The 13,172-nt window shown below is 72.6% G+C and carries 12 protein-coding genes; 8 read left to right on the forward strand and 4 right to left on the reverse strand.

Annotated features, from left to right (window positions below; translation table 11 throughout):
* Window positions 1–105: 105 nt before the first annotated feature.
* The 6 genes from ER308_RS05605 (at window position 106) to ER308_RS05635 (ending at window position 6,468) form a co-directional block, all read left to right on the forward strand.
* A complete protein-coding gene (locus ER308_RS05605) occupies window positions 106–807 on the forward strand; it encodes a DsbA family protein (RefSeq protein WP_131154069.1) in 702 nt (233 codons plus the stop codon).
* Window positions 808–945: 138 nt separating this feature from the next.
* The gene (locus ER308_RS21390; protein ID WP_165491847.1) at window positions 946–2,658 is read left to right on the forward strand and encodes an HNH endonuclease signature motif containing protein; all 1,713 of its coding nucleotides are present in this window, start codon (window positions 946–948) and stop codon (window positions 2,656–2,658) included.
* A gap of 22 nt (window positions 2,659–2,680) precedes the next feature.
* Window positions 2,681–3,802 (forward strand): tRNA dihydrouridine synthase DusB, encoded by a 1,122-nt coding sequence (gene dusB, locus ER308_RS05620; protein ID WP_240731983.1) that lies wholly within the window; start codon window positions 2,681–2,683, stop codon window positions 3,800–3,802.
* Complete coding sequence (locus tag ER308_RS05625) at window positions 3,795–4,370, forward strand: Maf family protein (protein ID WP_131154071.1); 576 nt, start codon at window positions 3,795–3,797, stop codon at window positions 4,368–4,370. Before dusB ends, ER308_RS05625 begins: the two co-directional genes overlap by 8 nt.
* A gap of 62 nt (window positions 4,371–4,432) precedes the next feature.
* Complete coding sequence (locus tag ER308_RS05630) at window positions 4,433–5,986, forward strand: DNA-3-methyladenine glycosylase 2 (RefSeq protein WP_131156914.1); 1,554 nt, start codon at window positions 4,433–4,435, stop codon at window positions 5,984–5,986.
* Window positions 5,983–6,468, forward strand: coding sequence for a methylated-DNA--[protein]-cysteine S-methyltransferase (locus ER308_RS05635; protein WP_131154072.1), 486 nt, complete (start codon window positions 5,983–5,985; stop codon window positions 6,466–6,468). Before ER308_RS05630 ends, ER308_RS05635 begins: the two co-directional genes overlap by 4 nt.
* A gap of 18 nt (window positions 6,469–6,486) precedes the next feature.
* Here the strand turns inward: ER308_RS05635 and ER308_RS05640 are convergent, their stop codons facing one another.
* Both ER308_RS05640 and ER308_RS05645 read right to left on the reverse strand, forming a co-directional pair.
* The gene (locus ER308_RS05640) at window positions 6,487–7,023 is read right to left on the reverse strand and encodes a DUF4916 domain-containing protein (RefSeq protein WP_131154073.1); all 537 of its coding nucleotides are present in this window, start codon (window positions 7,021–7,023) and stop codon (window positions 6,487–6,489) included.
* An 82-nt stretch (window positions 7,024–7,105) separates the two neighbouring features.
* Complete coding sequence (locus ER308_RS05645) at window positions 7,106–7,966, reverse strand: SDR family oxidoreductase (RefSeq protein WP_165491848.1); 861 nt, start codon at window positions 7,964–7,966, stop codon at window positions 7,106–7,108.
* Between the two features lie 177 nt (window positions 7,967–8,143).
* Between ER308_RS05645 and pgm the strand changes: the two genes are divergently transcribed.
* On the forward strand, window positions 8,144–9,838 hold the full coding sequence (gene pgm, locus ER308_RS05650; protein ID WP_131154075.1) for a phosphoglucomutase (alpha-D-glucose-1,6-bisphosphate-dependent): 1,695 nt from the start codon (window positions 8,144–8,146) through the stop codon (window positions 9,836–9,838).
* A 235-nt stretch (window positions 9,839–10,073) separates the two neighbouring features.
* On the opposite strand, the gene ER308_RS05655 is transcribed toward pgm, so the two are convergent.
* Window positions 10,074–11,597 (reverse strand): IS1182 family transposase, encoded by a 1,524-nt coding sequence (locus ER308_RS05655; protein WP_131156915.1) that lies wholly within the window; start codon window positions 11,595–11,597, stop codon window positions 10,074–10,076.
* Between the two features lie 119 nt (window positions 11,598–11,716).
* On the opposite strand from ER308_RS05655, the gene ER308_RS05660 reads away from it, so the two are divergent.
* On the forward strand, window positions 11,717–12,118 hold the full coding sequence (locus ER308_RS05660) for a VOC family protein (protein ID WP_131154076.1): 402 nt from the start codon (window positions 11,717–11,719) through the stop codon (window positions 12,116–12,118).
* A 53-nt stretch (window positions 12,119–12,171) separates the two neighbouring features.
* Here ER308_RS05660 and ER308_RS05665 read toward each other — a convergent pair whose 3' ends face one another.
* On the reverse strand, window positions 12,172–13,122 hold the full coding sequence (locus tag ER308_RS05665; protein WP_165491849.1) for a ribokinase: 951 nt from the start codon (window positions 13,120–13,122) through the stop codon (window positions 12,172–12,174).
* Window positions 13,123–13,172 lie beyond the last annotated feature (50 nt).

Below are 13,172 nucleotides of genomic sequence, written 5' to 3' on the forward strand. Positions count from 1 at the left end.
CACGCGTCCAGCGGGTAGGGAATGTCCCGTCGCGAGGCGCGCGTTGTCCGGGAGAACCCTGGGCCGGCACGGATCCCAGCCCCGAACCCGATTCCCGAGGTGACCATGTCGCGCGAGCACGTCGAGTTCTTCTTCGATCCCGTCTGCCCCTTCTGCTGGGTCACCTCCCAGTGGGTGCGCCAGGTCCAGGACCAGCGGGACGTCCGGGTGACGTGGCGGTTCATCTCGCTCGCGATCCTCAACGAGCAGCCCGGCAGCTACGAGGGCAAGCCCGAGGGATACGAGGCGGCCCACTTCCGCGGCCTCCAGATGTTGCGGGTCGCCGCGGCCGTACGGGACGCGTACGGCCCCGAGGTCACCGGCTCGCTCTACAAGGCGTTCGGCGAGGCGGTCTGGCACGCCGACCCGCCCCAGGAGGCAACCTTCGAGGCCATCCTCGCGCACAGCTCGCAAGCGGGGAACCTCGAGCGCCTGCTCGAGGAGGTCGGTGTCTCGACGGAGTTCGCGGCCGCCGCCGATGACCCCGCGTGGGATCCGGTCGTGCGGGCGGACAGCGAGGACGCGCTCTCGCGAGCAGGGAACGACGTGGGGACGCCGATCCTCTCGTTCGATCCCCCCGATGGGCCGGCCTTCTTCGGGCCCGTCATCAGCGAACTGCCACCAGCCGACCGAGGACTGGAGCTGTGGGACGCCGTACGGACCCTGGCGCACTGGCCCGGATTCGCGGAGCTCAAGCGCAGCCTCCGCAGCTTCCCCGAGACCCCGCTCACACGGGATCTGGCCGGCACGCGTACCAGAGGACGCTGAAACGGCGTATCGGAGCCTCGAACGCATGTGAGTGGCGTTGGGGTGCCGTCGAGCCACTGACCGTATCCAACGGCTTCCTGCACATGGAAGTGCATCGAATGTTGCACGCAGGAGTGGCGCGCGGTATGCTTCGAACAGATGTTCTCGAAGGTGTTGGCCCCGTGGGGCGAGCGTGACGTAGCGAGCGAGGGGGACGCTGGCTACGAGGCGGCCGCGGGTCGTGTGCGGGAGTTCGCGGACGCGGCGTCCCGATGGGCCGAGACCCGCGACCGGTCCGACGCCCTGAGCCGTGCCAACCGTGACGCAGGCGTCTCCACGGCCGTCGATACGCTCGATGGCGGTCCCGGTGGGCGCGGATCAGGCCTCACCACTGCACTCGCGGAACTCGACGACGCCTGCGCCACGCTGCAACGGGCCGACGTCGCCGACGAGGACACCGACACCGTGATGGAGGCCGCGTTGGCGCTCCAGCGGGCGCGGAACCGGCTGGACGCGGTTCAGCTGGACCTGCTCGCGGCCGTGGACGCACGCGACGGGCAGCAGCGTGACGGGGGTGGCTCCTGCGCCGCCTGGTACGGCGCGCGAACCCGCAGCGACCAAGGAACGGCGGCGCGAATGGTGCGCGCCGCACGGCGGCTGCGTCGCCTGCCCCTGCTCGCCGATCATTTCGCTGCGGGTGACGTCACGCTGGCCCACGTCACCGCCGTCACGGAGCGTGCGGTTCCCGGGCGCGAGGACACCGTGGCCGCCTGCGAGCGCCCGCTCACCGAGCTCGCGCTGAACGTCCGCCCGCGAGAGGTGCGTCGCGCGATGCAACGACTCGCCGACCTCGCCGACCCGGACGGGAGCGACACCTCACCGCTGCCCGATCAGGAGCCCGATCCCCGACGCGAGCTCGACCTCGCCGAGACCTTCGACGGTCTCGGCGACCTGCGGGCCACCCTGGATCCCGTGACGCGCGAGGGACTCCGCTGCCTGATCGAGGCCTTCGATCGTCCCGACTCGGCGGACATCCCGCTCGAGGAGCGCCGCACGCCCTCCCAGCGCCGACACGACGCGTTCGCAGCGCTGATCGACAAGGCGTTGGGACTGCCCGACCTGCCCACCCGCCAGGGTGCTCGTCCGCAGGTGTTGGTGACGATCGACCTCGCGAGCCTGCTGGGCCTCGACCCGGAGCACCCCATCGCGGGGCTCACGCTCGCCGATCTCGCCAGTGCGCTCGGCATCGACCTCGACACGCTCGACCTCGACGAGGAGGACGAGGGTGACGAGGACCGCGCGACCCACGGGGACCGCGCGACCCACGGGGACCGCGCGACCCACGAGGACCCCGCGACCGACGAGTCAGATCAGGACACGTCACCTTCGGGCGCCCGTACCGCCCGACGGCCGCAGCGCCCGGACCCTCGAGATCCACTGGGTCGGCCGCTGCTGCCCGATCCGCCGGCCCGGTTCGGGTCGGGTGCACCGGTGTCGGCGACGCTGGTGCGGACACTGTTGCGACGTGAGGCCACGGTCCGGGCGATGGTGACGCTGGGCCCCTGGCGGGCGGTCAACGTGGGCGCGCAGCACCGCACCCTGCCCCCGTGGCTGCGCACCGCGCTCGCCACGATCCACCGGCACTGCCGCGGGCCCGACTGCGATCGACCCGTGCCCTGGACGGACGCGCACCACGTCACGCCGTGGAACCGATCGCGAACCACCGACCTCAACGACACACTGCCGCTGTGCCGGACCCATCACCAGCTGATCACCAAGCACGGGTGGGATGCGCGGCTCGACCACGGCACGGGCGACGTCACCTGGACCAGCCCCGACGGGAGGCGGATCATCGCGCCGCCACCGATCTGACGGTGCGCCATCATGGGCGTCCGTGACGCTCTCAATCGGCCCCCTGTCCGTCGACCCACCGGTCGTGCTCGCCCCCATGGCGGGTGTGACCGACGCGCCGTTCCGCGTGCTCTGCGCAGAGCACGGGGGCGGTCTGTACGTGTCCGAGATGCTCACCGCGCGCGGCTTGGTCGAGGGCGGCGAGCGGTCGTGGGCGATGGCGCGACACCATCCTGCGGAGGCGCCACGGTCGCTCCAGCTGTACGGCTCGGATCCCCCGGTGATGGGCGAGGCGGTCCGTCGTCTCGTCGCGGCGGGTGCGGTCGACCACATCGACCTCAACTTCGGCTGCCCGGTCGCCAAGATCACCCGAGCAGGCGGCGGCGCCGCGCTCCCGTTCAAGCGCCGACTGCTCACCGCCATGGTGCGCGCGGCCGTCACGAACGCGGGCACCGTGCCGGTGACGGTGAAGATGCGGCTCGGGCTCGACGACGATCGTCTGACCTACCTCGAATCGGGGCGCATCGCCGCCGACGAGGGCGTGGCTGCGATCGCGTTGCACGCCCGCACCGCCGAGCAGGGGTACGCCGGATTCGCGGACTGGTCGACGATCGCTCGGCTGCGCGAAGCGGTTGGCGACCACGTCCCCGTGCTCGGCAACGGCGACATCTGGGCGGCGCAGGACGCGATCGACTTGGTCGAGGCGACCGGGTGCGACGGCGTGGTCGTGGGCCGCGGCTGTCTCGGGCGTCCCTGGCTGTTCGCCGATCTGCAACGCGCGTTCGCGGGGCAGCCGCCGCTCGGGCCGCCCGAGCTCGGCACCGTGGCGACCACGATCCGGCGTCACCTCTCGCTCGCCCTGGACTGGTACGGCGATGAGGCCGGCACTCTCCGGCAGTTCCGCAAGCACCTGCGCTGGCACCTGCAGGGCTACCCCGTCGGTGCCGACGTGCACAAGTCCGCGGGGCAGGTCGAGACGGCCGCCGACGTGGACGCACTCGTCGAGCGGCTCGACCCCGGCCTCCGGGTGGTCCCCGAGGCGGTGGCCGCGCCGCGAGGCAAGACGGGCAAGGCCGGCCGGCTCGTGCTCCCCCACGGGTGGTGCGACGATCCCGACGAGGAGCCCGCCGTCCGAGAGCCCGAGCGAGCGGTCAGCGGTGGGTGAGACGCCCTTCGTCCTCGCGTCCGCCTCGCCGCGCCGGCGGGAGCTGCTCGCACTCGCGGACCTCCCCGTCGAGGTCCGGGCGCCCGAGGTCGACGAGACCCCGGAACCGAACGAGACCCCTCACGCGTACGTCGCGCGGCTGGCGCGCACCAAGGCCTCGGCGTGCGTCAGGGGCCCGGGTGAGGTCGTGCTCGCCGCGGACACCGCGGTGGTACTCGACGGGGCCCCGCTCGGCAAGCCGCGCGATCCCGAGCACGCCGCGGCGCTGCTCGGCGCGCTGTCGGGGCGCCGCCACACCGTCCTCACGGGGGTGGCGGTCGCCGGCGGGCGACTCCCCGAGGTGCACGCCGAGGTCGTCGCGACCGAGGTCGAGTTCGCCCACCTGACCGCCGAGATGATCGCCTGGTACGTGGCGACGGGCGAGCCGTTCGACAAGGCCGGCGGCTACGGGATCCAGGGGCGCGCCGCGCTGTTCGTGCGGCGGATCGAGGGCAGCTGGACGAACGTCGTCGGCCTGCCGCTCGTGGAGAGCCTCGAGCTGCTGCGCGCGGCGGGGGTCCGGGTGTAGTGCCGGACGCCCTGTCCGATTCCCGCCAGACGGCCACCGTTCAGGGTGCGAGCATGCGCGTCGTGATCGACGATCCGGAACGCTGCAGACGAGCGCTGGCGAGCCGCGACAGCCGCTTCGACGGCTGGTTCGTCGCCGGTGTGGTCTCCACCGGCATCTACTGCCGGCCGAGCTGTCCCGCGCTCCCGCCCGCCCGCTCGGCCGTGCGCTTCTGGTCCACGGCGGCCGCTGCGCAGCAGGCGGGGTTCCGGCCATGCCGTCGCTGCCGCCCCGATGCGACCCCGGGCTCTCCCGAGTGGGACGTGCGGGGTGACCTCGTTGCACGCGCGATGCGGCTGATCGCCGACGGGCTCGTGGACCGCGAGGGCGTCAACGGGCTCGCTCGAGCGCTCGGCTACAGCAGCCGGCAGCTGCACCGCCAGCTGACCGCCGAGCTCGGGGCCGGAGCCGTGGCGCTGGCCCGCGCGCAGCGCGCTCAGACGGCTCGCACGCTCATCGAGTCCAGCGACCTCCCAATGGCCGACGTCGCGTTCGCCGCGGGCTTCGGGAGCGTCCGGCAGTTCAACGACACGGTCCGTGCCGTCTACGCGACCACGCCCGGCGCGCTGCGAGCGCAGGCACGCGGTCAGCGCAGCGGCGTCGCGACCTCCGCACGCTCACTGGTGCTCCGCCTGCCCTACCGAACGCCCGGCGATGTCGAGGGGACACTCGCGTTCCTCGCGACTCGGGCGATTCCCGGACTCGAGGCCGCGTGCGCGGATGCCTACACGCGCGGAATGCGGCTTGCCCACGGCGCTGCGGTCGTCACCCTCTCGCCCCGCAGTGGCGGCACACCCCATGTGCGGGCAACCCTGCGGCTGGACGACCTCCGCGACCTTTCGGCCGCGGTTCAGCGTTGCCGTCGGCTCCTGGACCTCGACGCCGATCCGCGCACGATCGACGACCACCTGAGCGCCGACCCTGCCCTCGCCCCACGGGTGGCATCCGCGCCCGGGCGGCGCGTACCGGGGAGCGTCGATCCCTTCGAGACCGCGGTCCGCACGATCCTCGGACAACAGGTTCGTGTCGAGGCCGCCCGCGAGCACGTCCGCCGGGTGACCGCCGCGCGGGGCAAGCCGCTGACGACGCCCGACGGGCAGGTGACCCACCTGTTCCCGACCGCCGACGCCCTTGCCGACGCGTCGCTCGATGAGATCGCGATGCCGGGGACCCGAAAGGAAGCCCTGCGCTCGCTGGCCCGCGCGGTGGCCGAGGGGCGCCTCGATCTGGGGCCGGGAGCCGACCGAGGGCAGACCCGCGAGGATCTCCTGTCGGTCCGTGGACTCGGCGCCTGGTCGGTCGAGTACATGGCGATGCGGGCGCTCGGCGACCCCGACGCGCTCCCGGCCGGCGACGCGGGGCTGCGCCATGCACTCGGCATCCCCAAGGGCCCCCGAGCCGAGCAGGAGGTCGCGGATCGCGCGGAGGACTGGAGGCCGTGGCGCGCTTATGCCGCCCAGCACCTCTGGTCCGGCGGCTCGCCGGCCGGCCACGACCACGACGACCGTCACGACACCGAACGCGCGGCATCACCCGCAAGGGGAGCCGCGATCCCGAGGGAGAGGGACCAACGATGACCGTCACCCGCTACGCCTGGCTCGACTCCCCCGTGGGGCGCGTGTTGGCGACCGCCCGCGACGACGGCGCCCTGGTCGGACTCGGGCTCCCGGGTCGGGCGAGCGTGGGCGACGGCTGGCGCCACGACGAGGAGGCGTTCGCCCGCCTGGCCGGGTGGCTGGCCGCGTACGCGGAGGGGGCGCCCCCCGCCCTTGACCTAGCTCTCGCGCCGGACGGCACCCGGTTCCAGCGCGAGGTGTGGGCCGCCCTCGAGAAGCTCCCGTTCGGCACGACGACGAGCTACGGCGCGCTGGCGGCCGCGATCGGCCGTCCCCGCGCCGTGCGTGCCGTCGCCCGCGCCGTGGGGGCGAACCCGCTGCCGATCATCGTGCCGTGCCACCGGGTCGTCGGTGCCGACGGATCACTGACGGGCTACGCCGGGGGCCTCGACGCGAAGCAGCGCCTGCTCCGTCTGGAGGGCGCCTCCCTGGCGACGATCTGATCCCGCGTCTGCGGCGGCTCAGGGCAGGCGACCGGCATGGGCGAGGGCCAGCCGCACGATGCGGTCCTGCCCACCGGTCATCTCTTGTTGCACGCCCTCGCTCACGGCTTCGTCCGGCGTCACCCAGGTGAGGTCGAGCGCTTCCTGCGACGGCTCGCAGTGGCCCTCCACCGGCACGACGTACGCGAGCGAGACGGCGTGTTGCCGCGGGTCGGTGAAGCCACTGCGCTGCGGGTCGGGGAAGTACTCGACGACGGTGAACGGCGCCGGGCTGGCGGGGAGCTGGGGCTCGGCCTCTGACCCGAGGTCCTTGGCGAGGTGGCGCCAAAGGGACTCGCGGATCGTCTCGCCGTACAAGACGCGCCCGGACACAACCGCTCGACTGATCGTGCCGTCGGGTCGGCTAGTCAACAGCAAGCCGACTCGCTCGACCCGGCCGAGGTGATCGACGCGAACGGGCACCGCGTCGACGTAGACCATCGGCACGCGCTCACGCACGTGGGCGAGTTCGTCGGTGGGCAGCCAGACCGGCACGGTCTCGGTGGGCGAAGACAACGCTCTCGCTCCTCACTGGGGTCGGCGGTGGGACCGCCTCGCAGTCTCGCCCGCTCGTCCCCGATGAGCACACCGGCGGGCGTCACCCGCGTGTGACGAGTCGGGCCAGGGACTCGGACAGCGGGGTCGGTGCTCGGCCGAGGAGCCATTCCAGGACACGGGTGTTGCCCGGCAGGCCGTGGCGCTCGTAGTAGGCGAACATCGCCCGCAGGGTGCCGACCCGCTCGGCGTCGAGACCGCCGGCCCGCGTGCGCTCTTCCCACGAGGCGGGATCCATGCGCTCGGCGGTGACCGGGCGGTCCAGCACCTCGGCCGCGGCCGCCGCCACCTCGTGCTGGGAGGGGCCGGGCGCACCGCACAGCTGGTAGGTGGCTGCCTCGTGGCCCGGCTTGGTCAACACCGCTGCGGCGACCTCGGCCACGTCGCCGAGGTCGACGAGCGCGACCCGAGCGGACGGGTCGTACGGCAGCCGCAGACGTCCCGTCGAGACGATCTCGTCCCAGTACGACGAGAGGTTCTGCATGTACGCGGCAGGTTGCAGGACCGTCCCCGCGAGGCCGTGCTCGAGCAGCCGCTCCTCGACACGGAGCTTGCGCCAGTGGTGCGGCATCGCCTCGGTCTGTGGGTGCAGCACCGAGTGGTAGACCACTCGGTCGACCCCGCCCTGTTCAGACGCGGCGAGGACGGATTCCCCGATCTCGCGCTCCTGCGGATGGAGGTTCGGGCCGATGTGGTAGACGGCATCCGCACCGGTCACGGCACGCTCGAGCGCCCCGGGATCCCGGAGATCCGCGACCACCGCGCCGAGCCCACCCGCCGCGCGCACGGACGCGCGTTGCTCGTCCCGCCGCACCACACCCCACGCCTCGGCACCGCGCTCGGCGAGGGCGGTGAGCACAGCCTGTCCCGTCTTGCCGGCCGCGCCAGTGACGACGATCACCATGGAGCTCCTTGTCCGCGAGCATCCGGGAAGCACACGATACGCAGCCCGCGCTGCCCGCCGGCGGCGCCGATCGAGCCGTGCCTGCGACCGGGGCCACACCGGTGCCCAGGATCGCCACCCGACCCGTCGGCGCACGGAACGGGTAGCGTCCGGAGAACACCGACGAGGAGGGGCTGCATGAGCACGCATCCGCAGGCCGGGCAGCGCGCCGATCCCGAACAGCTCATCGACGTCGACCGCCTGCGTGCCGCCTACGAGGACGTCCACCCCGACCCGAGCGAGGCCTCCCAGCGCGTGGCGTTCGGCACCTCGGGGCATCGTGGCACCTCGACCGACGGGAGCTTCAACGACGATCACGTCCGCGCGATGACCGAGGCGGTGGTGCGCCATCGACGGGCTCACCGCATCGAGGGGCCGTTGTTCCTGGGTCGGGACACGCACGCCCTCTCCGAGCCCGCGCAGGCGACCGCGCTCGAGGTGCTCGTCGCCCACGGGGTGCCCGTCGTGATCGACGTCGCGGACCGCTACACACCGACGCCGGCCATCAGCCACGCCATCCTGACCCACAACCGGCCCGCGACGGACGGACCCAGGCATGGCAGGGCAACGGCGGACGGACCCAGGCATGGCAGGGCAACGGCGGACGGCATCGTCGTCACTCCGTCGCACAACCCTCCGGAGGACGGCGGGTTCAAGTACAACCCGCCGCACGGCGGCCCGGCGGACACCGAGGTGACGGGCGCGATCGAGGCCGAGGCGAATCGTCTGCTGGCCGGCAACCTCGACGAGATCCCCTCGGTGCCGCACCGCAAAGCCGTGGAGGAGGCGGAGAAGCGCGACTACATCGCGACCTACGTCGACGACCTCGACGGGGTCGTGGACCTCGAGGCGATCCGCGGCGCCGGGCTGCGGCTGGGGGTCGACCCGCTCGGGGGCGCGACGGTGGACTACTGGGCCGCCATCGCGGAGCGACACGGGCTCGACCTCACGGTGGTCAACACCGACAGCGATCCCCGCTTCGCGTCGATGCACCGCGACCACGACGGCAAGCTGCGAATGGATTGCTCCTCCCCGCACGCGATGGCCGGCCTCATCGCCATGCGCGATCGGTACGACCTGGCGTTCGGCAACGATCCCGACGGCGATCGTCATGGAATCGTCACGCCGGGCAGCGGATTGCTGAACCCGAACCACTACCTGGCCACCGCGATCGGGTACCTGTTCGGTGCGGACGGTCCGCCTGCACGCGGTTGGCCCGCCCGGACGGCGATCGGCAAGACGCTCGTGTCCAGCCGCATGCTCGACCGGGTCGCCGAAGACGCGGGGCGGGACCTCTACGAGGTGCCCGTCGGGTTCAAGTGGTTCGTCGACGGGCTCCTCGACGGCTGGCTCGGGTTCGGCGGCGAGGAGTCCGCGGGCGCCTCGTTCCTGCGGATGGACGGGTCCCCCTGGGCGACCGACAAGGACGGGATCATCCTGTGTCTGCTCGCGGCCGAGATGACGGCGCGCACGGGCCGAGACCCGGGCGCAGCGTACGCCGCGCTCGCCGCGCGCCACGGTGCGCCCGCCTACGCCCGCGTGGACGAGCCCGCGACGCGCGACCAGAAGGCGGTCCTCAAGGAGCTCTCCCCCGACCGGGTCAGCGCCACCGAGCTCGCTGGCGACCCGATCACGGCGGTGCGCACGAGTGCTCCCGGCAACGACGCGCCGATCGGCGGGCTCAAGGTGGAGACCGCAGCGGGCTGGTTCGCCGCTCGCCCGTCCGGCACCGAGGATGTCTACAAGGTCTACGCGGAGAGCTTCCGCGGGGAGGACCACCTGGAGCAGTTGCTCGAGGCCGCTCGAGGCCTCGTGGGTGACGCGCTGGGGTAGCAGCACGTCGGCACGCGTACCGCCGTCGGGCTCCCACCGCGGCGCGGACTAGGGCGCTGCTGAAGTAGTCGCTTTGAACATCGTTGGTCAGTGGTCGTGGTTGGGTCCGCGACCGCTCTGGTGTGGTTTCGGTGGCGGTCGTTGCGGCCGTCGGTGCGCTTGACGGCCGATGGGAGGCGCCGTCGGCCCGGCGGCGTCGGCTTGTAAGCGTTCTCGAGGGGTATTGGGGTCCTCATCAGGTGGTGGCGGGCATCTGCCAGCCGTGGTCGTAGTGCATGCCGAGGTTGAGCAGGCGTGTGAGGTTGACCGCCGCGACGCGGAGGCTCAAGCCGAGCTGGTTGCGTTTGACGCCGCGGTAGCGGCAGCGGCGATGTCCGTCTTTCATGAGCCAGGAGATCGACCGCTCGGCCAACGACCGTCGCGGGTAGGTGGCGGCGAACTCGGGGGTGGCCGCTTGAGCGCGGGCGGCGACCAGCTCACGGTCGTGGCGGCCGATGCGCAGGCTGCGTCCGGATCGGCTGGTGGTGCAGCGGTCCCGCAGCGGACAGCCGTCGCAGCGGCGCCCGAAAGTCGCGTGGCCCTTGGCGCTGATCGCCACGGTGTGGCCGGCCGGGCAGGTGACCGTGCCCGCGTCGTGGCAGACGGCGAAGTCGTCGCGGTCGAAGCCGCCGGGCACCGCGGGACGCAGCGGCAGCGGCTTGATGACCGCGGTGTGCCCGGTGGCGTCGAGGTCGGAGCGGGTGGCCCCGCCGCCGTAGGCGGAGTCGGCCAGCACCTCGACGGGCTCGTCCTCACCCTCGAGCAGTTCGACCGCGACGTCGCCGTCGCCGGTGTTGCCGGGCGTGACGGTGTTGGCGGTCACCAGCCCGGTCTCGGGCTCGCAGGCGATGTGGCCCTTGTAGCCGTCGCGATACGAGGCCCGCGACTTGTGCGCGTGCCGCGACTCGTCATCGACCACCGACACCACGCGGTCCTTGGCCACCGCTCGGGCGATGCGCCACGTGCCGGGCTGCTCGCCGGGTTCGACGTCCTGGCCGGCGATCAGCGCCAGCAACGCCACCGCCCGCTCGGCCTCCTCGTCCAAACCGGTCACGGGCAGACAGTCGATGATCGCGATCGCATCCGCCACCAGCGCCGACACCAGCGCGTCACGAGCGACCTCGTCGTCCCACGCGATGTCAGGCTTGCCGCCGTGGTCGTAGTCATGCGCACCGACGGCGACCTGGCGGGCTTCGGGCACCAGCTTTCTGACCTTGCGGATCGCGGCCACCAACTGAGTGACAGTGTCCTGGGTGGCCACCGCATCGTCGAGCACCGTGGAATCCAACGCCCGCCGCGCCTTGCCGGCCAACACCCCAGTCTGCGCGGCGACAGTCTTGACCGCCTCGTCGATGCGGTGCGGGCGCTCGGAGTCGTTCAGCCGACGCCGCCAGTACACAAACACCGACGCGTCGAAGCTGTCCTCGTCCAGCCCCATGCCGCAAGCGGCCTTCCAGGCGATGTCGCGCGACAGCGCCGCCGCAGCCTGACGGTCCGACAAGCCCTCCAACTCCTTGAGCACAAACGCCGCCGCGATCACGTCCGCCGGCACCGACGGGCGGCCCCGCCCCGACGGGAACAAGTCAGCGAACATCTCGTCGGGAAACACCCGCCGCCGATGCTCAGCGAGGAACGCATACACCGACCCCGCCGGCACCAAATGCCCGCACAACGCCGCCGTGTCCAACAACTCCCGGTCCGCCACGCTTGATCCCAGCATGAAGCGCATTCTCGCGCACCCCACCGCCAGAACCGCGGAACCTCGACGGATTCTTCAGCAGCGCCCTAGCAGCGAGCCGACGTCGCCAGCACACCGACCGTCGCCGGCACCATGGGGCCATGACCCACCGCAGCCGCCTCACCCACATCGTTCTGGACGTCGACGACCTGGACGCGGCGGCCGCGTTCTGGGCACCCGCGCTACGCGCCACGGAGGAGTCCATCCAGCCAGCGAGTCGCGCGGTCTACCGTCGGTTCGAGCTTCCCGGCGAGGACGTGCGCCTGCTGCTACATCGCGTTGCCGATCCCACTGCCGGCAAACCGCGGGCGCACCTCGACATCGAGACCGACGACGTCGAGGCCGAGGTCGCGCGGCTCGAGTCGCTCGGGGCTCGGCGGGCGCGGTTCGAGGCCGAGCGAACGAGCGGCTTCTGGGTCCTCGACACGCCTTGCGGGCACGCCCTGTGCGTTCTGCCGCCCGAGCAGCCCGACCTGCTCGCCCGCGCAACCCCGCCGGGATGATCACACGCGAGGACCGCCGGCCCGACCGCTTGCCACCCGGCTCCCGGGGTCGGTCATCCGCGCGTGTCGGCCGGCGCGACCTCCGCGACCTCGTCGCGAGTCGGGAGTGAGGGTTGCGCCCCGACGCGCTCGGCCGCGAGCGCGGCGCCGACCCGTGCCCAGCGCGCTGCGGCGACCAGGTCGGCTCCCTCGAGGAGCGCGACCGACAACGCACCGCAGAAGGCGTCGCCGGCGGCGGTCGTGTCCCGCGCGACGACCGAGTGGGCGGGGACGTGGGTGACCGTTCCGTGTTCGACGACCACGGCGCCATCGGCCCCGAGCGTGATCACCATCCGATCGACGACGTCCAGCGATCGCGCGAGGTCAGCCGCCTCGTCGATGCTCGCCGGTTCGTCATTCGCTCCCGCGAGCACGGCGAGCTCCCCGCGGTTGGGCACCAGAACGTCGGTCCGGGCCAGCAGGGCCGAGGGCAGGGGCACCGCAGGCGCGGGATTCAACACCACCAACCCACGGGCGCGGCTCGCGGCGGCCTCCACGGTCCCGAGCGGGACCTCGAGCTGGAGCAGCACCGCACCCGCCCCCTCGATGCCCGTGCCGTCGAGGTCGCCCCTCGAGAGGCGGGCATTGGCTCCGGGGCTGACCACGATGGAGTTGTCGCCGTCGGGGCCGACGACGATCAGCGCCAGCCCGCTGGGCGCGTCGTCCGTCACGCGCAGCCCGCTCAGCTCGATGCCGTCGTGGGTGAGGGCGTCAATGAGCAAACGGCCGTGATCGTCGTCGCCGACCCGCCCCACGAACCGCGTCCGCGCGCCGAGCCGAGCGCAGGCAACGGCCTGGTTGGCGCCCTTACCCCCCGCTGCCCGGTAGTGATCGCCGCCGATGACGGTCTCGCCGACCCTGGGGTGACGTTCGACGGGCACGACGATGTCCGCGTTCGCACTGCCGACGACCAACACGTCGGCCCGAGCATCGCCGGGCGCGGGGGAGGTGCCTCTGGTCGTCACGCAGCGCTCCTCGCCGACGGGGAACCCGATCGCGGCGCCGACGGGAACCC

The organism is Egibacter rhizosphaerae, from assembly GCF_004322855.1.
GTDB lineage: Bacteria > Actinomycetota > Nitriliruptoria > Euzebyales > Egibacteraceae > Egibacter > Egibacter rhizosphaerae.

What these genes read in the sequence shown, in the direction of transcription:
- ER308_RS05605 (WP_131154069.1), top strand. Translation starts at nt 106, where the DNA reads ATGTCGCGCGAGCACGTCGAGTTCTTCTTCGATCCCGTCTGCCCCTTC.
- ER308_RS21390 (WP_165491847.1), top strand. Translation starts at nt 946, where the DNA reads ATGTTCTCGAAGGTGTTGGCCCCGTGGGGCGAGCGTGACGTAGCGAGC.
- ER308_RS05635 (WP_131154072.1), top strand. Translation starts at nt 5,983, where the DNA reads ATGACCGTCACCCGCTACGCCTGGCTCGACTCCCCCGTGGGGCGCGTG.
- ER308_RS05645 (WP_165491848.1), bottom strand. Translation starts at nt 7,966, where the DNA reads ATGGTGATCGTCGTCACTGGCGCGGCCGGCAAGACGGGACAGGCTGTG.
- pgm (WP_131154075.1), top strand. Translation starts at nt 8,144, where the DNA reads ATGAGCACGCATCCGCAGGCCGGGCAGCGCGCCGATCCCGAACAGCTC.
- ER308_RS05655 (WP_131156915.1), bottom strand. Translation starts at nt 11,597, where the DNA reads ATGCTGGGATCAAGCGTGGCGGACCGGGAGTTGTTGGACACGGCGGCG.
- ER308_RS05660 (WP_131154076.1), top strand. Translation starts at nt 11,717, where the DNA reads ATGACCCACCGCAGCCGCCTCACCCACATCGTTCTGGACGTCGACGAC.